This is a genomic window from Sphingobacteriaceae bacterium (assembly GCA_002319075.1).
Lineage (GTDB): Bacteria > Bacteroidota > Bacteroidia > B-17B0 > Aurantibacillaceae > Aurantibacillus.
Genome location: NVQB01000001.1, coordinates 5,357,440 through 5,379,638, shown reverse-complemented (window position 1 = coordinate 5,379,638; position 22,199 = coordinate 5,357,440). Strand labels below are relative to the sequence as shown.

Here is a 22,199-nt window from a genome sequence, read left to right as displayed (position 1 = left end):
ATCCTTTTCCTCAACACCCTGACTTTATTGCCAAATGCGAGTACGTTCTTAAGAACGTTGCGGTTCTAACCAAAAGTCCTCGTCCTAGCGATCTGCAAAGTCGATTTAAAGTTAATGAAAATTCGCTAGTATAACTTATTAAGTCCAAAATCCGTATTTTGACCGAAAAGGGGCGGTAAACCGCCCCTTTTTTGTTAATTGGTTTCCATATATTCGTCCAATTAACAAGTTAAATATCATTTATGGATACTGAAACAGGAATTCCGGTTAATCCAACAGAATGGAAAAACGGCACAGTTGTAGCTTTGAAGAGCCATTTCTATACGGAAAAAGTGAATTCTGATATTATTGTTTATTCAGGTGAACCTAAAATAATTTCACCTTTGATGGTGATTGTTGAAACTACGCCAGAGAAAAAATCTTACCATCCTACTACAGGAGATTTGATAGACGGAAAAGATGATAAAAACTTTCAATGCAAATGCATTTGGTTTTCTAGCAAAAATTTTCATTTTGAAGAGGTTTGGATATCATCAAGATTATTGCGCATAATAAAGCCAGTTGATGAGCTAGTAAATTATAAATATGGCGATTTGGTTGAGCTAAGAGGTTCTGAGATAGAATTAGGCAAGAAAAAAAGTAGCTTAAAATTTAAAAACAATCAAAATGAAACGTCTGTTACTGCTGAGCTAAGCTTTGTAAGCCCTATAATGCAGGTTATTGGAACCACTAAGAACGAGATAAAAGAACCCTTAAGAGATCTTAATACTCAAAGGCCAAAGCGTTTTATTTCAAAAACACTTGTCAAGTGTAAATATTATAATTCAGCGTCAGAAAAAATGACGGAAGTTCTTATTCCAATTGACGCGTTATCTAAAATTCCCGAATTCAATAAAGACGCCTTGGAACCATTAAAAGATGCAATTGAAAGAAACAAGCATTTAATATTAACATTTCCATCCGCCAAAGAAGGTAGTCCTCCCAAAAAAATATTAGTTGATCCAAAAAAGATTAATTATAGGGCAGGGCGATACTACGTATCTGCATTTAATCTATTTAACGCCATGTTAGAAGAGTTTGCAATTTTATTAACTAAGTATGAGATTCTTGAATCATGGTATTCAGAAGAATTACCAAGTTTCAAATTAGTTTCTAATAAAGTAAACGGGCGTTTAATAAATGCTGAAAATATTAAGCACTTAATTGATAAGGTTGGAAAAGAGAAGTATTATTGGATTATTTATAAAGATTTTAAAGATGATGAGACAAAGAGGGTAATAAGTGACGTTGAATTAGTCGGAGAAGAACAGGGAAAAGACCTATCTGAAGAAGTATCATTAACTTATTTGAAAGCCTACTGCCATCTTCGACAAGCTACTCGTGTATTTAAAGTAGATGGAATAAAGGCGATAAAAGTTCTTAATATTTGATTAGATAGCTAAGAATTACCGTTTCCTCGTCGTTATAATTTTGAGTGTTTACAAGTTTATTAGTTCAACTATGGATAAGATAGCTATTAGTAAGATTGTGGAATTTAGGAGGAAAAAGACTCTTAGTTCGGAGATGACTTTTGTTAACAATTTGAAAAAAACTAAACCAAAAAGTGAACCTGGCGAAGGAGGTGATTATTGGATCCATTCCTTGAGCACGATAGGTAGTGTTTTTAGATCGGAACAAAACGAACTTTTAGATGAAAAAGTAGAAGTTTTGCAAGAAAAATACAAAGCCTCCGATGCGAAAATATCCAAAAATATGTTTCAACGGAACATAAAAATTCTGTCAGGCTTTATGAGTTTTAATTTTGCAAAACTCAAACCAAAGCTCAAGCTAGAGTATCTTTCGAAGCCTAAGGATAAGTCGATTTTAATGCTTAGAGGATTGCCAATTCAGGTATTACTGGAAATTCCGCACAAACAGACCCCAGTTAACCGCTCCAAATAGACCCCTCCTTTACGGAGTAAACTGACCCCAGTATTCCGGAGCAAATTGACCCCACCTTTTTTAGTATGATTTTGCTGATTTAGCAGGATGTTTTTTTGATTGTTGAGTTGTACTTTATGACTTCAGTAATCTTAAAAACTTCATGGCCAATAAAGCAATTAGTATGAGCAAAGTACGTCAGATCATCAAGCTTCATTCCCAGGGAATTGGCAAAAGAAAAATAGGATTACGCTTAGGCATGTCAAAAAACACTGTAAAGCTTTATGTTGGACAGTATCAGGCCTTGCGCCGACCTTGCGAGGAGTTAATCAAACTCACCGATTATGAGTTAAATAAACTCTTTCACCCACACAACAAGTAATACAATCCAATGAGCGCTTAAAACAACTGCATGAATTTTTTCCTGAGATGGAAAAACAAATGCGTAGACGTGGGATGACGATCTTAAAACAAATTTAGGTTTACAAAACGCTGCATCCAAAGGGTTACAAGGCCACATCGTTTTACATTTATTACAATCAGTGGAGTAAAAAAGTAAATCCAACTATGCACATAGAGCATAAGGTTGGCGATAAAATGTATGTAGATTATGCGGGAGCTACGCTTCCTTTTGTAGATACAGATACTGGTGAAATAAAAAACGCACAAGTCTTTGTGGCCATATTAGGATGGAGCCAGTACGCATACGTAGAGGCCATGCAGAGTCAAAACGTGGAAGATTTTATTAGTGCTTGTGAGAATGCTCTTCACTATTTTAAAGGTGTACCGCTAGCTATTGTTCCTGATAATCTAAAGTCGGCTGTAATAAAAGCAAGCCGGTATGAACCGTTAGTAAACGAAAATTTTACGGCCTTCGCTGACCATTACGGTATTGCAATTCTTCCGGCACGCTCCCGCAAACCACAATACAAGGCTCACGTAGAGAACATGGTGAAGCTCTCTTATCAAAAGATCTACACCAACCTGTCCGAGAAGAAGATCTTTCCTCTAAGCGAGCTTAATGAGCAAATCAGAACACATCTTGAAGCGCTTAACGATGCTAAACTCACCGGTAAAGAATGTTCAAGAACGGATCAATGGAAAATGGAACTGCCCTCGCTTCATCCACTTGTAGACTCACTTTATGAAATGCGAAAGATAAAACAAGTCACTGTTATGAAAAACGGACACGTTTATTTGAGTGAAGATCAGCATTACTACAGTGTTCCCTATGAACTTATTGGTAAGAAACTTAAGATGCAGTACTCCCGCTCTGAGGTTGGACTTTACCGTCAGTACGAGCTTGTAGCAAGTCACAAGCGCTTGCGCAGTCCCCATAACTACTCTACAGACCCTGCGCACATGCCAGCGCAGCATCGCTATGTAACTGAGTGGAGCCCTACATTTTTTCTTAGTAAAGCAAAAGAGATTGATCCAGTTGTAGAATATTTTGTAAGTAAAGTTCTGGAACGAAAACAACATCCCGAACAAGCTTATAAATCCTGCATGGGAATTTTATCTTTTGCTAAACGTGTTGGCAATCAACGATTAATTAAAGCCTGCAAGCGTGCTCATGAGATTGGTTATTACAATTACAAGATCATCGAAGACATCCTAAAGAACAACCTTGACAGACAAGAAGAAGATCTGCGGGAAGAAAATATGCCTACACATGAGAATATACGTGGGCCTCATTACTATCAATAAAATAAAAAATAAAAACAAAACCATGAATGACATCTTAACAAAAATGCGGCAGATGCGTCTGCTGGGAATGGCCAAGGCCTTCCACCTAACCCTTGAATCAGGTAAGAACGAAAAGTTTACTCCCGATGAAATGATCACTCACCTGATAGACTCAGAATGGGACGAGCGTTACAATCGTAAACTCGACAGAACACTGCAATCGGCACGCTTCCGCTACAAAGCAAGCATTGAAGAGTTGAGTTTTGAGAACAAGCGAATAGATAAAAATCAAATCCTTCGGCTTGCAGATTGTGAGTTCGTGAAACAAAAAGAAAACATCATCATCACCGGAAGCACTGGTATTGGCAAAAGTTTATCGCCTCTGCCATTGGTCATCAAGCTTGCGCGCTCGGGTATCGTGTTTTGTATCAGCACAGCACAAAACTTTTTGGAAGAATGAAAATCGCAAAAGCAGACGGATCCTATTTAAAAGAACTTGCCAAGATCGAAAAACAACAAGTCTTACTCATCGACGACTTTGGAATACAACCACTGGACGCACAAAGCAGGTTAACACTCATGGAAATAATGGAAGACCGGCATGGCAAATCTTCAACCGTCATCACCTCCCAAATACCTGTAAACAAATGGCACGAAGTCATCGGAGAGGAAACAATCGCTGACGCGATCCTGGATAGAATTATACATGATGCACACCGTATTGAAATGAAAGGAGACTCTTTAAGAAAGAAAAGAAAACCCAAAAATCAGGAAGAAATTGAACTAATAAATTTAAAAAACTAACTTAGCCAAACACTGCTAAAAATAGAGTAAGATTATCCCTAAAAAAGTAAGTCAAAGTGAGGGGTCTCTTTCAAGCGGAATAGAGGGGTCTGTTTAAGCGGAATTTACAATGACGACAGGCGTACAGAAAAATGCTCAAGCCAAATTTTTCCGTTTCGGGAAGAAAGTAGAGCTTAGAGGTGCCATTATTTGGAGAACTACGTTACTTTTCACCTAACTCATCTGAGCATCTTAAGACTCAAAAATAAGGTGATTTAAGTTTTGTTTTTCAGGTTGTTACAAGTAGTGTTTTGTTAAAAAACAATATTGAAAGAGCTTTCAAAATATTAAGTAATAAAGTACACTTATTTTAAGGAACGAGCTTTCACCTTGATAACTTTTCCATTTTCAGAAAAAACCAGGTAATCATCATTCAACTTAGCTTTTTCAACTAGACGTTCGAATGCTAGTTTAGTTCCAGCTATTATTTTATCTCTTAAATCAGAGTATGGATGATTATTGCCCATTAGAAATTCTAGACCAAATATCGGAATTTATTATGTTAAAACCTAGACTATTTGTGCCTTCGGCAACCAGTCTAGATTCCTTAGTATTATCAAAAACCATCCAATAGTCTACTTGCGAAATGTATAATTTTGTTAAATTTTGAATACCTCTCTTGTATCGCCTCTCAATTATATCTTCAGGAATATCGTGTCCACCTAATAACACCCTATGTTTGACCCTTTCTTTAGCTGTTTCGAAAGAATCTAGCCAGAAGAATACCAATGTTACTTTATACCCTAGTTGTTTTGCTTCTTTGATAAGGGAGACATAAGACCTTGTAGAAAGAGTTGTTTCAAAAGCAAAATCGTTCCCATTGGCCAGCAATTCTCTAATGCGATGAAGCATAATTCTTCCAGACTCAAAAGCTACTTTATCAGGTTGAAAAGGTGAAAGTCCTTTGGCTATTTCATCTGCATTTACAAATTCCTTGCAGTTTAAAATTTCGGGCAACATTGCATAAGATGCTGTAGTTTTTCCGGCACCATTACATCCTGCGATTATATATAAATTAGAGGATCAGGCGCAAAATCTGTGGAGTAAAATTTAGGCAAATAGTTTAGAGAGTCTAAATAGGAAGAAATTTACATCTGTAACTCCTCGGTATTGCGCTCTAAAAGCTTTGATTTTCGCATTAAATGATTCGGCTGAGGCATTAGTACTTCTGTTATTAAAGTAGTTTAGTATTCTTTTGTAATTGTTTTCAATGGTTCTGGATAGGGTATTGAAGGTCTTGAACCCAGATTGGGCAACCTCTTCATGCCATTTGGCTAATCTTGTAAACGCATATATTTTCTCTTTTGTATTGCTGTAGATCCAGGATAATTTTTGAGCCAGACCATACGCTTTTTTAATATCAGGATAACGATCAAAAAGTATGTTAGCTCTTTGGGATTGTTCTAAAGTCCAGTTGTGTTCGGCTTTGTAGAGTAAATAGCGGCTTCTTGCGAGTAGTTGTTTGAGAGTCTCACCATTACTTAAAATTTCAGGGACATAAGCTCTTTTGTTTTTCCGGGATTCGTCAATGCCATTATTTTCAGCCTCTATAGCTTCCCAACGATGTCTTATTCTTATTTCCTGGAGTGCTTCGGTAGCTAACTGTTGAACATGGAAGCGATCAATAACCATACTTGCATGAGGAAAACATTTTTTTACGATTAACCCCATGCTACCCGCAAGATCCAGTGTGACTTCACGAACTCTCTTTCTAAGATGTAAGGGGATACTTTGTAGCAATGAGATTATGCTCTCCGAGTGAGTCCCCTTTAAAATCGCAACTATGGTACCCTTCTTCCCTTTTGCCGCTTTGTTGGAGAGGATTGTGTAAAGCTCTGAGTGTGATAAACAGGTCTCATCAATGGATAAATAAGGACCAATGTTTTCAGGAAATATAATTCCTTGTTCGGCTTTATTCTTGTATTTCCAATCGTTATAATCACTTAATTTCTTACGATAGTAACGCTGAAGCTTTTTGCCATTAATGCCGTAAAATGAGCCTATAGTTTTAATGCTATGCGCATGCGTATCAACTAATTTCTTTTAAAAAAGCCGCAAAATCGTTTGTGATTCGCGTCCCTTTTGTAATGATATCCCAATTACGAAAAACTACACTTCCGGTCTCCTCATTAAGCCAGCGACGACGCTTGACATGCAGAAAAACATTGTGCCCCCGAATCGGAAAATCTTGTATAGTTACCTGATCAAAAAAACCTTTTGAAGTTAATCGGACAGTCGCGTACTCAGCAGGAATAGTGCTTATCTCTTGTAAATACAAATCAATGCGCTCGCTTTCTGAGTCTTTTTTATAACCTGTGAGTTCAAAATAATCGCAAATCCCCTCAGGTAATACTATTTTTAAAAAGTCATTGTAGGATGGGTCCATAGTTAGTTTTAGTCCCCGTAAAATTCAGATTATTTTTTCTTCCCCACAACTTTTGCGCCTGATCCAAATTAGACACGATCGTAAAAGTAATAATAAAAACCAAGATTTTTTTATGCGTCTCAGCCCAGACACTTTATGATCGGGCAATAATTAGGCATACTCTAAGGTTTGGCTTATAAGCGGTTTAAAGAGTTTTTTTGTTTTAGCATTTCCATATTTTGTAACAGCTTGCCGCAATGTCTTTGAAGGCATTTTGGAAGCTTTGGCTAGTAATTTATCCTGCACGTCAGTATTGTATTCTGCCTTTTTTCGTCAATATCTCTCGTCCTGAAATAAGTTGTTTACAAACATTAAAACCGCTGAAAATCAGCGGCTTTTTTATTTTTCATAGTTTCCAGGCTCTGGAAGAAGTATCTTCATGTCTCTTCGTAAAATTTCTCCCTGAGATGAATTAGCAACTCATTAGCCCTTTTCAAATCTGGCATCTCCGGCAGATCGCTCTTATCAAACAAATTTTCAATTTCAGCTACTTTTTCATCCGCCATTTTTACCAGGTCATCGTATTCAAAACGGCCAGAACGTATGCTGAGCAAAAACTCACGATCATTACGGCGCACGTTGATCCTGCCTTCTCTTGCAATTTCTTGGGCCATATTCAGAAGCCTGAAAGTATGCATCATGTTTTTGGCATCGTAGTTTTTTCCATGCTCGATGGTATTCTCATACCTGGCGTCATTCCGTTTCTCTACCCATTCCCAATAGGCCTTATAATCTTTGCAATATTTCGAATAACCATCTTTGTTAAAGCTCATCACAGCCAGGGGATCAAGGCCTGCAGGCACCGAGCTTAGGGAGATGTCATTAGCTTCTATGCCCGACGAAATTCCTTTCAGGTAACCTTGCTGCAACTGACTGTTATGAAATACCGAAAAGGTATCGCGCATATGAGGGATGTTTACAAGACCGCAATCTTGATGGCTGTGGCCTTTTTTAAGCAACCATGCTTTTAAAGAAACCGATCCCTGCCCACTTACTACATAACAAAAATCCAGGATGGACTTGCGCTCCTCATCTACCGGATTCACAATTTTTTTATTGAGCCCTTTTGCTTTTTTTACCTGAGATTGCGCATAGCCGGCAAAGGTTTGTTTGCACAGACGTGAGAGAAAAAGTTCCGGTTTTACATGATCCATCAATGGATGTCTTTCGATAACACAATCTTGTGGCGTAGCTAGTAACTCCAGGATATTAGGATTATTTTTTGTCAACAAATCGATGAAGCGCTTTAATTCATAATATACTTCATCGTTCGAGTCATTGTTAACCTGTTCGGTTTGCTCAAGACCATAAAATATATTTTTTGGCAAGAGAAACACACCCTTCAGATCTGTGTCAGACTGAGGCGTATGCAGGCCATAAGCGCGGCTGCCACTGATGCATTCGAGCAGGATCAACTGCTGATCTTTTAAATCCTTTATTGTCATACCCAGTATGTTTTTAATCCGTGCCTGAAAAACTCATCGAGGTTTACGTTCTTGTCTTTGCGACCTGCTAATGCCGGTGCTTTTTCATCGGCTAGTGTTAGTTGTGCATGTATAAATGTGTTGAGTTTTTTCTCGGCTGGGTGCATATAGCTTTCGTTTTTTCCTGATTTTAACTGAACCAGTTCGTCTATTCTTGTCTTTAATTTGGGATCAAAGTCTAATTCGTCCACCATGGTTTTAAAAACTATTGGTGGTATTGAGTCCTTATCTAAGATCCATTTGCAAGCTAAAGTAGCTCTTAAAGCATAAAATAATTTTTTAAGTTTTATTTCTTCTTTTCCTTCTATTTCAGAAAAGCTATTTTTCGCCATTCCTGAATAATGGTGCATGGTTGCTATCGGTATAAAACAGCGGTCTGCGTAATAGTGGAAGCGTTCGACTAAATCTAAAGTGTTACAATACACTATTGGTGATTGTATTCGCTCCAGCAAAGCGCCGTTAGATTTCCATAATAGTTTCAAGCACTTCTTAAAATCCCAGCCGGTTATGTCCAGCTCTCCATTGTCGAGCATTAACTCTATCGAATCTTTTTTATCCGATAACGTCAAATACCAATCAGGCTCATGCATATAGATCATGCGCACATCATAATCGCTATCCGGTGATGCAAAGCCCCAGGCCCGCGAACCCGTTTCGCAGGCATAGAGTATTTTTATAGAGTGTGTTTGTTCTATTTCTTTTAATTTATTTTTTATGTGTTGTTCCATTTGTCTTACACATTTTATAATTCAACATTTTTCTAATCCTCTCTGCTGCCATCATCTGCCATTCTCACCATCTTCGGTGTGAATTTAGCCAATACTTCTACTAATTCCGACTGTGCAGCCATTACCATATTGATATCCTTGTAAGCAAAGGGCGCTTCATCCAACCCGGCGCCAATTAAGGTAACGCCGTGGTCTTTCAGGATCTCTTGCATAGATGCTTTACTCACTGTTTTGATAGCTTGTGTACGGCTCATCTGGCGGCCGGCACCATGAGAAGCTGAGTTAATAGCATGTTCTTCTCCTTTTCCGCGGACTAAAAAACCAGGAGCAGTCATAGAGCCGGGAATAATTCCCAGTACATTTTTTGAGGCTGGCGTTGCACCCTTGCGGTGTACGATCACATCCTGCCCATTGTATTTTTCTTTCCAGGCAAAGTTGTGATGGTTTTCTACGCGGGCGAGTAGGGTGCCACCCATTGCTGCTGTTAAACGGTTATGGATCACTTCATGACAGGCCGATGCGTAATCTCCGGCAAGGTTCATAGCCAGCCAGTACTCTTGTCCTTCAGCGGAGTCAAGACTTAAATACGCCAGGTTCTTTGCTTCATCAGGAAGCTTGCAAAGATCTTTGGCCAGCCTGGTATAGTGCCCGGCAATGGTAGCGCCAAAACCGCGGGAACCAGAATGCGTTAACAAGGCTACGTAATTTCCTTTTGGAATGTTTAAAGCTACATCGTCTTTTTCAAATTCAATTATACCCCATTCTACAAAGTGATTACCGCCACCTGAAGATCCAAGCTGATGTACCGCTTTTTCGTGCAGGCTTTTAATAAAGGGCGTGGCATTAAATTCCGGGCGATCTAAAATGTTATGCTCTGCACGAAACTTTCCCTGCCAACCTTCACCGGCGCCGAACTTTGTCCACGCAATCAGTTCTCTTTTATACTTAGCGGCATTCTCAACAAAATGCGATTCTGGAAAATCATAAATGGATAAGGCCATACGGCAGCCAATGTCAACACCCACGCCATAAGGAATTACTGCATTGTTAGTAGCTAATACTCCGCCAATAGGTAAACCATATCCTTGATGCGCATCCGGCATCAATGCCCCCGCAACTGTTACCGGCAGCTTCATGGCTATTTCCATCTGATCGATAGCGCCTTTTTCGATATGCTGCTTGCCATAAATAGCATAACTATCCGCATTTTCTTTTAAAGGTGTTACCGGAATGCCATCTTCCATTTTTGGTTTGATAACTAACTCATTAGCAATTGGAGAGAGAATAGCATCATCTAAAAAGCTTTCCGGGTATTGAAACACTTTTAGTAAGATGGATAAAACCTCTTCTCTTTCCTGGTTCTTAAAGTTTTGCTCTACCACGCGAATAGCAGTTCCAATGGCTTTACCTTTTGGATAACCTAATGCTAATAGATCGTCACCTTTTATGTTTAATTTATTCATTTCTGTAATTTTTGTAATTTGATTTCTACTTCTTTTTTAAATGCATCTTTATTTATTTCTCCGCTTTTTAACTTGCAGATCTCTGAGTAAAAAGACACCACTTGCATTTTGCCTTCAACAATTCTCATCACCCTGGGAAATTTAACCATATTCGTTTCCTTGAACAAATATCCGTTCTCCATTTCGTTCTGTTTAATAACGATCTCATCTCTGTTTATCAGAATATCTTTATACTGTATATCCAGACAGGGTTTTAGATCCAGCTCAATGTTCTTTTTAAGGCGCCAATTGATGCCATACATTAAAAAATAATGTCCTTCATTCTTTTTTTTGAAACGTGAAAACTTTCCATCCTCTATAGCCTCTACACAAATGACAAACAGAATCACTGCAATAAGAAGCAACAGGATGCCGAGGAAAATGTAAACTAAAATACTCAGAATGGTCATGGCACTATCGCCACAAGTAATAAGCAAGACGAGTATGCCAAACCAGATCATGTATTTTTTTAATTCTTTCATGTTACAAAGAAAAACTTTGACTACGCAGTCAAATTGCGCAGATAAAAATAATTTTGTTAAATCTTAAAGTTCTTTCGTTTCTCCATTGTATTCGGCAAGCACGGCTTTACCAAAGATCACACGTGTCCAGCCATTCTCATAGCCATGATTATTGGCAATAAGAAAACCTTTAGCGGCATCGGTTTTGATAATTTTATGCGCGTCGATAAAACGCCCTTTTACTTTGCAAAATACAATGTCTTTTATTTTATAATTTTCTTCTTTTTTAAAAGTCAGCAAGGAGCCGCTTTTTAATATGGGCAACATAGAGTTCCCAAAACATTTCATTTTTCCTGTGCCTGAACTTTGCAGTTCCTGCTTCAGTCTTTCGTATTTATTCATTTTTTTTATTTTATTTCAGATTTTCTTGTGAAAATCCTTGTCGGCCTTCCGGGATTCGAACCCGGAACTCCCGTCTTAAAAGGACGGTACTCTGCCATCTGAGTTACAGCCGATGATGAATGGGTTAAAAGCGAATAAAGCACATGGCGCTTTACCACTGAGCTACAAAGCCAATCTGTTACCTGGGTCGATTAAGGCAGTCCCGATATTTATCGGGAGAACCTGCGACCACCTGAGTGACAGTCGAAGTATCTCTATTCTATGACACCATTCAATATTTATGATAAGGAAAAAAGCGCAAAGCGAAGAAGAAAACTGAGCTAACCGGTACCGATAGCTATCGGGGAAACCGGTGCCGGATTTGAACCGACGACCTTCCCGGTCCCGATGGTTATCGGGCCGGGGCGCTCTACCGAAGGATCGCTTCACTACGTCACTTATCAATAGCATTAAAAAACAGGTAAAAAACTATAAGAGTCTTTTTTATTGCTCTACCAGCTGAGCTATTTCATTTTCATGAAAGTTGGATTCGAACCAACGACACATAATTTAAACGAAGTATCTCTTATATACGACACTGTTTTAAAATCTTAGAAACAGGCAATGAGCTATAAGACCTTTTTAGGTGTTTCAAACGAAGTAAGTCTTATATACGGCACTGTTTATAAAAGAGCAAAAAGCAATAAGAGTCTTAAGGGATTCGAACCCCTTGCCTTTCGGCTTTGCCAAACGAAGTATCTCTTATTTACGGCATCTTTCAATAGTATTCCAGGAGCGAAAGTCGGAGCAGGCAACGGGGATTTGCCATAGGGATCATGTCCCTATACCGGACGTACCGGCAACCTCCCCTAATTGTTTTTGGCTCGAAGTAACCCACTTCTACGGCATCCTGGAAATTTAAGTATGTCAAAAGCAAAAGGCGAATTCAGAACGGGGATACGCATGAGGATTTGCACCCATACCGGCTTTCACCCCTATTGAGACCCGCCCTGTAGAGCGTCCCGATAGCTATCGGGCCATTCTACGGCATTTTGACAATTTCAATATTTTAAAGAACGTGGTCCTGACGAGATTCGAACTCGTATTTCTTTTCAGACAGTATGGCTGTAAATACGCTTCCCTACTATGATAAAATCATTTCGGTGCACTGTAAACTCTGTCCTTCACAACGCATAGTTGTGCCGGCATTTTCCATACACTCCGCGGTTAAGCTAATTTTGCCGCAGCTTTTCCTTTTAAGCTACAAGACCATATTAACCCCCTCTGACTGGATTGACAGAGAGGGATTTATTCTACAACACTACTTGTTTGATCTTTTCAACTGCACTCACACCATTCTCGATAGAATGCAATACATCAAACACTTTATCTGACCAGCCTGCTATCAGGCAGACGTCATTTTTTTGGACGTTTAACGGCGTAGTACCATAACCTGCCAGGTCGAACAAATACAATTTTGCCTCTGGCGCTATTTGTTTGTAGGCTTTCCATGATTTTTCAAGGCTTGAAACTCCAAACTTGCTATCCCATAATTGGCAGTCGGTAAACAACATTATTTTATCCATTACCACACCACGATTAAACAGGTCATCGATTACTTTGTAACCATTCGTTGAATAACCCACTTCACCTTCACGCTTGTAGTATTCTCCTACGTTTGCTAATACACCGCGGTTCGGCATATTCACGATCTTCCACGTATCACCAAACATACCGGTTACAACTCTTTTGCATTTTGAGTGCATTAACATGCCCAGCATTAAACCAATGTCAAACAACAACACTTTGCTTTTTGCAGAGATTGGCTTTTGCATAGAACCTGATACATCACAGGCAATCAATACACGTGTTGTTTCGACAAAACCTTTCATGTTCTTTGCACTTGCAATAACCGCATCTTCAAGTGCATTTAAGATCATAGTTGCAAATTCAGAGTTCATTATTTTTATTTCGCGGTAGGCAGCCAGAAAACGGAAAGGCAATTGTTTTGAATTGGCCACCGCAGTTTCGTTTGATAAGTAGTCGCCTACTTTTCTAACATGAGCTACCGATACGTTTGCCTCCAAAATATTTCGCAGGTTTCTCATTAAGGCCATGTAGCCTATTTTACCGCTGTCTATTAATTCTTCCCACTTGGCTTTAAGCGCCGCTGCTTTCGCTTTTTCATTCTCGTATTTTGCCTGACCTAAAGCTGATAACTCAGTTTCCCAGGTGTATGGTACAGCCAGGTTGTTGCCAGCAATTTTATTAAAGATCGCTTGTTGTGCTTCATCTTTTGCTTTAGGGTGAACAATGAACAATGCATCACGCAATTTCACTTCAGCTGCACGATTGTATTTGGCAAATTGATACTCATCAAAACGGTTAAACGCTTCAGACAAACCTCTTTGTATTTGCTTGGAAAGCTTGTTTAATTTTTTAGTGCCTGTTCTGTTATTGGCTAACTGGTAGTAGGCTAATAATTCAGTGATCTCATCTGCGCGTTTTACCACGCCGCTTACAGTTTTTCCAACAACTGCGTTACCTGAATTTGCTTTTGCCAGTTCAACTGCCAATACCATTGGCACGCTTCTCATATACATTTCGTTGCGGGTGTATACAGCCAGTTTTGCAACATACTCAGCATTGTTTTTCAACATCAACTCTTGTATACGGGCAAGACGGGTATCGCCTTTCTCGTAGAAATTGTCATTTAATCCGGCAGTTACTACTGCGGAATATAATTCCATTTCAGGAGTTAACGTGTAAGCTTTTGCACCTTCGTAGTTGGTTACAGCGTTTACGTTTTTTTTAAAGATGTTGAATTTCATACTCTTCTGTTTTTAATTATTACTATCAATTTGAATTTGTTTTTATTATTGTTTCATATTGACAAGACAAAGGTTTTATTTAACTACGCATCCGAATTGCGTAGTTTATTGATTTTTTTATTTTTATTTTAAGTATCTGAAAACGAGGAGAATTAATTTCGGTTAAACTCTCACCCGGTTTATACTACGCAAATACATTGCGTAGTTTTTTTAAAATTGTATCTTTAATGCGTTGAACCAGCCCCTTATTTTATGCCAATTAATAAGCTGGCGCTTATGCGCTATAAAACCATAGATAATTGCCTTCAGAATCGTTTTCGCAAATGGACGTTGAATGACCTTGTAGAAGCCTGCGCCGAAGCGCTTAACGAGTACGAAGGAATAAGCAAAGGCATCAGTGTTCGCACCATCCAACTGGACATACAAAACATGCGGAGTGAAAAACTGGGATATAATGCGCCCATTATTGTGACCGATAAGAAATATTATTCTTACGAGGACAAGAATTACAGCATCACCAATATTCCATTAAGTACGCAGGACCTGGGTACTTTGAATGAGGTTATGGAAGTACTAAAACAATTTAAGGGCTTTAGCTATTTCGAAGATCTTACAGGAATGGTTACACGGCTGGAGGACAAGCTGTACAAGCAAAAAAACAAAGGCCGTTCTTATATTGATTTCGAAAAAAACGAACTTCTCAAGGGCCTTAATCACATTGATACACTGCATAAGGCTATTATTCATAAAAAAACGATTCTCATCACCTATCAATCTTTCAAAGCACAAAAGCCACAGGAAATTGTCTTTTATCCCTACCTGCTTAAAGAATATCGTAACCGTTGGTTTTTGAAAGGCGCAAATAAAAAAGGGAAAGCTATTATGATCCTCGCGCTTGACCGCATTGAAAGTATTGCCGAAGCAGGTTCAGAAAAATATATCAAACCTGAACATGATGTCTTCAGTTACTTTAATGATACTATCGGTGTTTCAAAAATGCCAAGCCAAAAATCTCAGACTATTGTGATGAAAATTATACCCGAGCATGCACCCTACATTATCACAAAGCCCATTCACCATAGTCAGAAGATCTTAAAAGAAGAAATGGACGGAACTATTTTCTCTTTAGACGTGATCTGGAACTTTGAGCTTGAGCGAGAAATACTTGGCTTCGGAGAACAGATTAAAGTGTTATCTCCGAAACGGCTCTCCGGAAAGATTCAAGCGCGGCTTAAACATACAATTTCAAACTATCAAAGAACGGATCCTTGAAGTAGAACTCACAATGTTCGTTCACTTCAGGATTTGTGGGAGTAGCAGGAGTCGAACCTGCAAAGCCTTGCGGCAACGGAGTTACAGTCCGTCCCAACTCACCGTCGTTGGCGCATTCCCATTTAATAATTTTCTATGCCTGAACTCCAGGGTCAGCGCATTCTCATTTTTTTTTGACGACCAGTAATCCCGATAGCTATCGGGAGAACCTTAAACCTGCTGATTCGTATTCAGCCGCTCTTCCAATTGAGCTACAGGTCGTTTTTCTAAAGCAAACTCTATGGTTCACTTCAGATTCTGTGGACAAGAGTGAAATCGAATCACTTTCTTTGCTTTTTCAGAGCAACGCATACACCACGTCTGCCACTTGTCCCTTTCATGAAGCAGAAAGCAAAACTTACGCTTCATGATTTTTTAATATGAAGCGAAATTTATTCTACTTCACGTTTGGTTGAGATAGGGGATTCGAACCCTTATTGATAGCGCCACAAGCCACCGTGTTAACCCTTACACTAATCTCAACATCTGTCGGGAAGACAGGATTCGAACCTGCGACCTCATGCTCCCAAAGCACGCGTTCTGCCAACTGAACTACTTCCCGTTCTTTTTTGTCGGGGTGGCCAGATTCGAACTGACAACCTTGTGAGTATAAGGCACCTGCTCTAACCGTTGAGCTACATCCCATTTTTTTGTACCCTCTATTGGATTTGAACCAATGCTAACTTGTTCCTAAGACAAGCGCCTCTACCAATTGGGCTAAGAGGGTATTTGTTGCCGGGAGTGGATTCGAACCACTATACCCAGATTCAAACTCTGGTGTCCTACCAATTAGACGACCCGGCAGTAAAACAAAAACCCGATCTTTTCAGGGATCGGGCTTGAATAGTTTTTACACTATGGCACACGATTTCCCTGTCAGGTAAAACCTGGTTGATAGAAAAATATCGGTTGTAGACTGTGTCGTTTCATTTTCTTGTTCAATAAAAAACCCCGGTGTGGCCGGGGTTATGATAAATTAAAATAAATTTTTATTCTAAGTTCAACATAACCCAATACATCCAAATAGCGGCGTAAAGGCCGGTTGGTGTATGTTTTGGCGATATATTAAACTGTGTTTCATTTTGTTCTTTTCTTTAACTCTGGCACAAATGTAAATCATTTTTTTTATTCGATCCAAATTTATTTTTATTAAAATGGCGAAATGATATTTTAATATATCTATAACACCTCTGGAAACTCCATTAAAATCAGTACTTTCAGGGTCTTAAAAAATAATTTATATTTTTTCTGAATAGAGTGTTTCATTGAGTGAGCAGTAGTTTTAAATTCGTAAACAAGAAAACACTTTTTAATTTATTCAAGCGATGCTTTGAAAACCTTGACAGGACTGCCTCTCTGAAGCAAATGATGTTTCATCCATTGGTCTTGTGTTTGTATCATAGTTTCTTGCATCTGCAAGCTTAACAACTTATTCTTTAATCTTTCTCCGGCGGCTTTCTTATTCATTAGCTGCGATCTTTCATCAGATGCCGTTACACTTGTACCGGTTGGGTTGTGAATTGCCCTGACAGCCGATTCTACTTTATTTACATTTTGACCACCTGGTCCTGATGCCCTGAGGGTTTGAAACGAAATATCTTTTTCATTCCATGGAATTTCTTTTGGCAAATCATACGATATAATTCCAACAAACCAGTTCTTACGTTTGTGAAATTTGCGATATGGACTTTGTGCTATCCACTGAATGGTTCCTTCCCATTCTTTAAGAAAAGCTCCGATTCCTTTGCCGCTAACGCGGAATAAAACAGAAAGATAGGTTTCGTCAAATTTTCCATTTATCAGTTCTACTGGTTCAATTATCAGCGTATGTTTTATCGCTTCTTTTTTCATTTTATCTACTACCAGGAAGGCGGCCCGCTCACATTCTGCGGGGCCTTTTCCTGATGTAATTTGTATCAGTTTTGTTTCCATAATTATTCTTTGTTCATTCTTACGATTTTTGGGATAAATTTTCCGTGGATATCTACAAGGTCCTTCTGAGCGATCATTACTTCATCAATATTCTTGTAGGCAAGAGGAGACTCTTCCGGCGTGCCGCCAATTAAAGATACTCCCGCATCTGCTACCATTTTTTTAAATGAAGATACCGTGATGCTGTCCTTGGCCCTTCTTCTTGACATGGCTCTTCCAGCGCCGTGCGACGCAGAGTTGAGAGAGTCAATAATCCCCTTTCCGCAAACAAGATAACCTGCGTCGGTCATATTTCCCGGGATAATACCAAGCTCACCTTCACGTGCAGGTGTAGCACCTTTGCGATGAATAATCATCTCTTTACCATTTAGTGTTTCCCTCCAGGCGAAGTTATGATGGTTTTCAATTTTTGCAACAGGTTTTATTCCAAGTGCTTTTGTCAAATTAATATGAATTCTGTCGTGACAAGCTTTTGCATAGTCTCCCGCTAAATTCATACTTAACCAGTATTCTTGTCCCTCACCACTGTTGAGATCTAGCCACGCAAGGTGTTGTGCTTCCCTCGGTAATTTGCAGGTGTCCATAGCTATCTTCGTGTAGTGCTGTGCGACAGTTGCCCCCAGGCCTCTTGACCCTGAATGCGACAACAGCGCTATGTAACTGCCTGCTGGTAAATTTTGCGTATTAAATTCATTTAATGTAATGATCCCAAATTCTACAAAATGATTTCCACTTCCTGAAGTCCCTAGTTGCCGCATTGCTTTGCCATGCAATTTTCGCAGTAAAGGTGTGTCATTGAATTCGGATCGTTCAAGTACTTCATGATCTTGTTTTTTGTCTAAGCTACCTTCCATTCCAAAATGAGTATGCTCCTTTAAGGCGTTTTTTAATTCAAACGCTTTATGATGAATATACTTTTCGGGGAGATCGAAAATTGATAAGGCCATGCGACAACCAATGTCGACGCCAACGCCAAATGGAATTACAGCATTGTCAGCAGCGAGCACCCCACCAATAGGCAAGCCATAACCGCTGTGTGCATCGGGCATCAGAGCGCCTTTTAGGCTAATGGGCAATCGCATGGCAACATCCATTTGTTTTCTTGCTTCTTCTTCAATATGATTATAACCATATACTTTCACCCGTTCAGGCATATCATTCAACGTGTAAACCTTGAAAGGTCGCTCATCCGTTTTTTCTATAAATGTAACGGCAAGCTTTCCAAGCTTTTCATCCGCCAGATAGTCCTCCGGATTTTCTTTAACCAACTTAAATTGATTCAGTACTTCTTCTTTTGGGCTATGCTTAAAATGCTTTGAAGCGGTCATTATTGCCATGCTTCGTGATGCATCCTTGTCATATCCGATCTTATAAAGATCTTTTCCATTTAATTTATTAGTGTTCATGTTGTTTTTCTTTGTAATAGTCTTCCATTAAATTTTTAATGGAGTCGGTTTTTAATAATTGTTTGTATTTCTCTTTGGGTCCGGGGTTCCAACGGTATTGATGCCAGCCATCGACCACTTTATGAAGTCTGGGCCAAAGATTATTCCTGCACAGAAAGTTGTCAATTTCAGCTTGCTGTTGCAACAAGAGTGGATCGATTACTTTTACCTTTGTTATCATATTTGGCCGCACGCGCAAGGTATATCTCCAGGGTTCTGCAAATGCGTATTTTTTGCAGAGCTCTCGCTTTTGATTGAACTCCCATTTTTCTATGAAATACAATTTTTCTTTTTCAGTTAATTTCAGTTTTCTAAAACTCCATTCATAAAACTCATTTAGCTTTTGTACCCGAGGCACATGAATTTTTTTTCCTTTTTTTCTGATCTTTTTTTTAAAATCGCGACGATGGCTGTATTGCTCTGTGTTGATCTTATCTAAAAGTGCTTGAAAAAAAGCGCGGTCTTTAGTTCTTTCCACATCCGGTCTAAGTACAAAAGATCTTTTCCAACCTCTTTGTACCGGAGGGTCAAGTTCCTTGTGCCCCAGGTTCATCTGTTCTTTTTGAAGGCGTTTTAGTTCCTTATTAATTTTTATTAGTTTTTTGTCGGAATCCCATTTCCGAAGTCGCTCTTTTTGTCTTTTCGTTTTAAGGCGACTGCACAGAACATAGTATTCCCATTCGTTTATGTCCATTAATTTGCATGTAAACGGTATTTGGAAATTGTTGAATTAAAAAGCCAATGATGGCTTACCGTGCAAAACAAAGGGGCAACGAAAATAAATTCCGGTGATATGCGGACATCTAAATCAAAAAATCAGGAAAGTAAAAAATGCTGATAAAACGATCCAGAGCCGCGGTTACGCAGTGAATTGCAGGGATAATATGTTATTGCGCTCTAGCATGATCGATCCTCCTGTTGATTAAAAAATTAATACTGAGAAGTAAGATTGTGGTGCAAATGTAAATCATTTTTTTTTATTCAATGCAAATTTATTTTTATCAAAAAAATTGAAGTGTATTTAAATAGTTATTTAACACCTCTCGTAGCACTTATAAAATAAGGGCTTTGCGCCCTTTAAGTCTGGTTTATGATTTTTATAAAAAGAGTCGTTTCAATGAGTGAAGCGTGTTTTTTAGTTCGTAAACATATTCTTAAAAAAAAAACTTTCTCTCAAATTATTTAATTTTTAATACTTTTGCTTTCAGGTTCAGAAGCCAAACTCCATTTGGTAATTCAGAATGTAACTTTGTAAATGACCAGAAGTCGTGTAATTTTTTTCAGATAAGAAGTGACAGGCACCCGAAAGTATCGGCTGTGCATTGTATTGTCTAATCTAAAATAAATTATCATGTCTTTATCAAGAAAATATGGGAGAACCTACCATTATCCTTTTTCTCCCGGGACCAGCAGCGACGATAGAATAAACAAAGATTACTGGAAAGATATATCCGGTTTGAAAAGTGTTATTCATACTGAAAAGCTGGATGGTGAAAATAACTGCCTGAGCAAATACGGCGTGTTTGCCAGGTCGCACGCTACGCCCACGGTGTCACCCTGGACTGCCAAGCTGAGAGAGCGTTGGAGTTTAATCAAAAGAGATCTGGGCGACTATGAGATCTTTGGAGAAAATCTGTATGCTATTCACTCAATTAAATACTGTCATCTCGAAAGTCACTATTTTGTATTCGGAGTTAGAGAGGAGGAGCGTTGGCTATCCTGGGAAGAAACTGAATTCATTGCGGCAGCTTTTGATCTTCCGTTAGTTCCTGTGTTACAAGAATGCTCGAGGCTTACAAGCAAAGCAGAATTCGAAACGACTATTCTGGACCTGGTTAAAATGCCGGGAACCTTTGGATCAGTGGATACTCAGAGTGGAAAGCTTTGTACCATGGAGGGTGTTGTAACAAGAAATAAATATGAATATGAGGTAAACGACTTTCAGAAAAATGTGTTTAAGTATGTGCGCAAAGGACATGTGAAGACTGATGAACACTGGACGCGAAACTGGAAGCGGGCTCCTCTTAAATTTGAGAACGATGTGGACCTTAAGTAAAAATAAAAATTGGGATGAGCTCCGGAAACTTTCCTGGGTTAATGATATGCATGGCGTTCAGCAAAGCCCTGTGCATCATGCTGAAGGCGATGTGGCTTTGCATACACAAATGGTACTTGCTGAGTTGGAAAAGCTTCCGGAATTTCAAGAATTACCTGAACAGCAGCGCGAGCTTCTTTGGGCCTCTGCTTTAATGCACGATGTAGAAAAGCGATCTACCACGAGGGTAGATGATGCTGGCAATATCGTTTCACCGGGGCACGCAAAAAAAGGTGCGTTAACTGCCAGGCAAATCCTCTATCGTGATTTTAATGCACCCTTTGGATTGCGCGAAGCTATAGTCGCATTGGTACGGTATCATGGTTTGCCATTGTGGGTGTTTGAAAAACCTAATCCTATACAGGCATTGCTAAAAGCAAGTCTTGAAGTGGATACTAAATTATTGGTTATGCTGGCTAAAGCTGATGTACTGGGCAGAATCTGTTCGGATAAAAAGGAGCTGCTTTATAAGATCGATATGTTCAAAGAACTTTGTATTGAGCAAGATTGCTGGGGTAAGGCTCGCGAGTTCCGGAGCGAGTCTGGTAAGTTCGAGTTTTTTAGAAAAGAAGATCAAAGCCCTGACTATTTGCCTTTTGAAAATCGTAAAGGCGAAGCGATTATCCTGTCTGGTATTGCAGGAAGTGGCAAGGATCATTATATCCGAAAACATCTACCGCATTATGCCGTAGTGTCACTTGATGATCTGCGGCGAAAACTAAAGATCAAGTATAACGATACGAAGGGCAACGGACGGGTGATACAGGAAGCGAAAGAGCTGGCAAGACACCACTTAAGAGCTGGAAAACCATTTGTTTGGAATGCTACCAATATCACCACGCAGATGCGTAGTCAGTTAATAGATCTATTTGCGGTATATAATCCCCTGATGCGGATTATATACCTGGAAGTAGAATACAAAACTCTTATGAACCAGAACAGGAACAGAGAATATCCAATTCCCGGAACGGCTATTGAAAAGATGATTGACAAATTAGAAGTGCCAAGAACGTGGGAGGCTCATCGGGTGGAATATGTTGTGTACTGAAAATTATACTCTGTTAAACGACTTAACATTCTAATCGCCTGAATCATCCAAAAAATTCGATAAATCGTGCCTCCGGGTATATAAATCAGAAAAGCGTTTTCTCATTC

At 39.1% G+C, this 22,199-nt stretch carries 20 protein-coding genes, 6 tRNA genes and 1 pseudogene; 9 read left to right on the top strand and 18 right to left on the bottom strand.

Going from position 1 to position 22,199, the window contains the following annotated elements; genetic code table 11:
* The first annotated feature begins 242 nt into the window (after window positions 1-242).
* The 5 genes and pseudogenes from CNR22_23245 (at window position 243) to CNR22_23225 (ending at window position 4,410) form a co-directional block, all read left to right on the top strand.
* Window positions 243-1,430: a hypothetical protein gene (locus CNR22_23245; GenBank protein ID PBQ34568.1), complete on the top strand. Its 1,188-nt coding sequence runs from the start codon at window positions 243-245 to the stop codon at window positions 1,428-1,430.
* A gap of 70 nt (window positions 1,431-1,500) precedes the next feature.
* The gene (locus CNR22_23240; GenBank protein PBQ34567.1) at window positions 1,501-1,941 is read left to right on the top strand and encodes a hypothetical protein; all 441 of its coding nucleotides are present in this window, start codon (window positions 1,501-1,503) and stop codon (window positions 1,939-1,941) included.
* A 142-nt stretch (window positions 1,942-2,083) separates the two neighbouring features.
* Window positions 2,084-2,302, top strand: a complete 219-nt coding sequence (locus tag CNR22_23235; protein ID PBQ34566.1) for a hypothetical protein — start codon at window positions 2,084-2,086, stop codon at window positions 2,300-2,302.
* A gap of 185 nt (window positions 2,303-2,487) precedes the next feature.
* Entirely contained in the window at window positions 2,488-3,627 is a 1,140-nt protein-coding gene (locus tag CNR22_23230; GenBank protein ID PBQ34565.1) for a transposase, read from the top strand.
* Window positions 3,628-3,649: 22 nt separating this feature from the next.
* Window positions 3,650-4,410 (top strand): annotated as a pseudogene (locus CNR22_23225) (ATP-binding protein).
* A gap of 495 nt (window positions 4,411-4,905) precedes the next feature.
* On the opposite strand, the gene CNR22_23220 reads toward CNR22_23225, so the two are convergent.
* The 9 genes from CNR22_23220 to CNR22_23180 all read right to left on the bottom strand — a co-directional run bounded on the left by CNR22_23220 (window position 4,906) and on the right by CNR22_23180 (window position 11,563).
* Window positions 4,906-5,457 carry a zeta toxin gene (locus CNR22_23220; protein PBQ34564.1) on the bottom strand — a complete coding sequence of 184 codons (552 nt, stop codon included), beginning with the start codon at window positions 5,455-5,457 and terminating at the stop codon, window positions 4,906-4,908.
* Window positions 5,458-5,499: 42 nt separating this feature from the next.
* Window positions 5,500-6,453, bottom strand: a complete 954-nt coding sequence (locus CNR22_23215; GenBank protein PBQ34563.1) for a DDE transposase — start codon at window positions 6,451-6,453, stop codon at window positions 5,500-5,502.
* Window positions 6,454-6,478: 25 nt separating this feature from the next.
* Window positions 6,479-6,835 (bottom strand): transposase, encoded by a 357-nt coding sequence (locus tag CNR22_23210; GenBank protein ID PBQ34562.1) that lies wholly within the window; start codon window positions 6,833-6,835, stop codon window positions 6,479-6,481.
* A gap of 416 nt (window positions 6,836-7,251) precedes the next feature.
* Complete coding sequence (locus CNR22_23205) at window positions 7,252-8,319, bottom strand: nucleotidyltransferase (GenBank protein ID PBQ34561.1); 1,068 nt, start codon at window positions 8,317-8,319, stop codon at window positions 7,252-7,254.
* Window positions 8,316-9,086: a nucleotidyltransferase gene (locus CNR22_23200; GenBank protein ID PBQ34560.1), complete on the bottom strand. Its 771-nt coding sequence runs from the start codon at window positions 9,084-9,086 to the stop codon at window positions 8,316-8,318. The genes CNR22_23205 and CNR22_23200 overlap by 4 nt, the downstream gene beginning before the upstream one ends.
* A gap of 32 nt (window positions 9,087-9,118) precedes the next feature.
* The gene (locus tag CNR22_23195) at window positions 9,119-10,549 is read right to left on the bottom strand and encodes an RNA-splicing ligase RtcB (GenBank protein PBQ34559.1); all 1,431 of its coding nucleotides are present in this window, start codon (window positions 10,547-10,549) and stop codon (window positions 9,119-9,121) included.
* Entirely contained in the window at window positions 10,546-11,070 is a 525-nt protein-coding gene (locus CNR22_23190) for a hypothetical protein (protein PBQ34558.1), read from the bottom strand. Before CNR22_23190 ends, CNR22_23195 begins: the two co-directional genes overlap by 4 nt.
* 63 nt (window positions 11,071-11,133) lie before the next feature.
* A complete protein-coding gene (locus CNR22_23185; protein ID PBQ34557.1) occupies window positions 11,134-11,451 on the bottom strand; it encodes a hypothetical protein in 318 nt (105 codons plus the stop codon).
* A gap of 37 nt (window positions 11,452-11,488) precedes the next feature.
* A tRNA-Lys gene (locus tag CNR22_23180) sits at window positions 11,489-11,563 on the bottom strand.
* Window positions 11,564-12,054: 491 nt separating this feature from the next.
* On the opposite strand from CNR22_23180, the gene CNR22_23175 reads away from it, so the two are divergent.
* Window positions 12,055-12,261, top strand: a complete 207-nt coding sequence (locus CNR22_23175; protein ID PBQ34556.1) for a hypothetical protein — start codon at window positions 12,055-12,057, stop codon at window positions 12,259-12,261.
* Window positions 12,262-12,743: 482 nt separating this feature from the next.
* Here the strand turns inward: CNR22_23175 and CNR22_23170 are convergent, their stop codons facing one another.
* A complete protein-coding gene (locus tag CNR22_23170; GenBank protein PBQ34555.1) occupies window positions 12,744-14,261 on the bottom strand; it encodes a ribonucleoprotein in 1,518 nt (505 codons plus the stop codon).
* A gap of 252 nt (window positions 14,262-14,513) precedes the next feature.
* Between CNR22_23170 and CNR22_23165 the strand changes: the two genes are divergently transcribed.
* Complete coding sequence (locus tag CNR22_23165) at window positions 14,514-15,533, top strand: WYL domain-containing protein (GenBank protein ID PBQ34554.1); 1,020 nt, start codon at window positions 14,514-14,516, stop codon at window positions 15,531-15,533.
* A 448-nt stretch (window positions 15,534-15,981) separates the two neighbouring features.
* Here CNR22_23165 and CNR22_23160 read toward each other — a convergent pair.
* The 8 genes from CNR22_23160 to CNR22_23125 all read right to left on the bottom strand — a co-directional run bounded on the left by CNR22_23160 (window position 15,982) and on the right by CNR22_23125 (window position 19,643).
* Window positions 15,982-16,054, bottom strand: a tRNA-His gene (locus CNR22_23160).
* Between the two features lie 7 nt (window positions 16,055-16,061).
* A tRNA-Pro gene (locus tag CNR22_23155) sits at window positions 16,062-16,134 on the bottom strand.
* A gap of 7 nt (window positions 16,135-16,141) precedes the next feature.
* Window positions 16,142-16,217, bottom strand: a tRNA-Ile gene (locus CNR22_23150).
* A 5-nt stretch (window positions 16,218-16,222) separates the two neighbouring features.
* Window positions 16,223-16,299 (bottom strand) — tRNA-Leu (locus CNR22_23145).
* 2 nt (window positions 16,300-16,301) lie between these two features.
* Window positions 16,302-16,376 (bottom strand) — tRNA-Gln (locus tag CNR22_23140).
* Between the two features lie 510 nt (window positions 16,377-16,886).
* A complete protein-coding gene (locus CNR22_23135; GenBank protein ID PBQ34553.1) occupies window positions 16,887-17,504 on the bottom strand; it encodes a peptide chain release factor H in 618 nt (205 codons plus the stop codon).
* Between the two features lie 2 nt (window positions 17,505-17,506).
* A complete protein-coding gene (locus tag CNR22_23130) occupies window positions 17,507-18,910 on the bottom strand; it encodes an RNA-splicing ligase RtcB (protein PBQ34552.1) in 1,404 nt (467 codons plus the stop codon).
* Complete coding sequence (locus tag CNR22_23125; protein ID PBQ34551.1) at window positions 18,900-19,643, bottom strand: hypothetical protein; 744 nt, start codon at window positions 19,641-19,643, stop codon at window positions 18,900-18,902. Before CNR22_23125 ends, CNR22_23130 begins: the two co-directional genes overlap by 11 nt.
* A 657-nt stretch (window positions 19,644-20,300) precedes the next feature.
* Here CNR22_23125 and CNR22_23120 point away from each other — a divergent pair.
* Both CNR22_23120 and CNR22_23115 read left to right on the top strand, forming a co-directional pair.
* Window positions 20,301-21,005, top strand: a complete 705-nt coding sequence (locus CNR22_23120; GenBank protein ID PBQ34550.1) for a 2'-5' RNA ligase — start codon at window positions 20,301-20,303, stop codon at window positions 21,003-21,005.
* On the top strand, window positions 20,989-22,092 hold the full coding sequence (locus tag CNR22_23115) for a poly(A) polymerase (GenBank protein ID PBQ34549.1): 1,104 nt from the start codon (window positions 20,989-20,991) through the stop codon (window positions 22,090-22,092). The genes CNR22_23120 and CNR22_23115 overlap by 17 nt, the downstream gene beginning before the upstream one ends.
* Window positions 22,093-22,199: the final 107 nt, after the last annotated feature.

Excerpts from the sequence above, each read along its gene's own strand:
- CNR22_23125 (PBQ34551.1), bottom strand. The coding sequence starts at position 19,643 with ATGGACATAAACGAATGGGAATACTATGTTCTGTGCAGTCGCCTTAAA.
- CNR22_23230 (PBQ34565.1), top strand. The coding sequence starts at position 2,488 with ATGCACATAGAGCATAAGGTTGGCGATAAAATGTATGTAGATTATGCG.
- CNR22_23210 (PBQ34562.1), bottom strand. The coding sequence starts at position 6,835 with ATGGACCCATCCTACAATGACTTTTTAAAAATAGTATTACCTGAGGGG.
- CNR22_23130 (PBQ34552.1), bottom strand. The coding sequence starts at position 18,910 with ATGAACACTAATAAATTAAATGGAAAAGATCTTTATAAGATCGGATAT.
- CNR22_23190 (PBQ34558.1), bottom strand. The coding sequence starts at position 11,070 with ATGAAAGAATTAAAAAAATACATGATCTGGTTTGGCATACTCGTCTTG.
- CNR22_23205 (PBQ34561.1), bottom strand. The coding sequence starts at position 8,319 with ATGACAATAAAGGATTTAAAAGATCAGCAGTTGATCCTGCTCGAATGC.
- CNR22_23200 (PBQ34560.1), bottom strand. The coding sequence starts at position 9,086 with ATGGAACAACACATAAAAAATAAATTAAAAGAAATAGAACAAACACAC.
- CNR22_23175 (PBQ34556.1), top strand. The coding sequence starts at position 12,055 with ATGAGCTATAAGACCTTTTTAGGTGTTTCAAACGAAGTAAGTCTTATA.
- CNR22_23185 (PBQ34557.1), bottom strand. The coding sequence starts at position 11,451 with ATGAATAAATACGAAAGACTGAAGCAGGAACTGCAAAGTTCAGGCACA.
- CNR22_23135 (PBQ34553.1), bottom strand. The coding sequence starts at position 17,504 with ATGGAAACAAAACTGATACAAATTACATCAGGAAAAGGCCCCGCAGAA.
- CNR22_23195 (PBQ34559.1), bottom strand. The coding sequence starts at position 10,549 with ATGAATAAATTAAACATAAAAGGTGACGATCTATTAGCATTAGGTTAT.
- CNR22_23245 (PBQ34568.1), top strand. The coding sequence starts at position 243 with ATGGATACTGAAACAGGAATTCCGGTTAATCCAACAGAATGGAAAAAC.
- CNR22_23240 (PBQ34567.1), top strand. The coding sequence starts at position 1,501 with ATGGATAAGATAGCTATTAGTAAGATTGTGGAATTTAGGAGGAAAAAG.
- CNR22_23235 (PBQ34566.1), top strand. The coding sequence starts at position 2,084 with ATGGCCAATAAAGCAATTAGTATGAGCAAAGTACGTCAGATCATCAAG.
- CNR22_23170 (PBQ34555.1), bottom strand. The coding sequence starts at position 14,261 with ATGAAATTCAACATCTTTAAAAAAAACGTAAACGCTGTAACCAACTAC.
- CNR22_23120 (PBQ34550.1), top strand. The coding sequence starts at position 20,301 with ATGTCTTTATCAAGAAAATATGGGAGAACCTACCATTATCCTTTTTCT.
- CNR22_23115 (PBQ34549.1), top strand. The coding sequence starts at position 20,989 with ATGTGGACCTTAAGTAAAAATAAAAATTGGGATGAGCTCCGGAAACTT.
- CNR22_23165 (PBQ34554.1), top strand. The coding sequence starts at position 14,514 with ATGCCAATTAATAAGCTGGCGCTTATGCGCTATAAAACCATAGATAAT.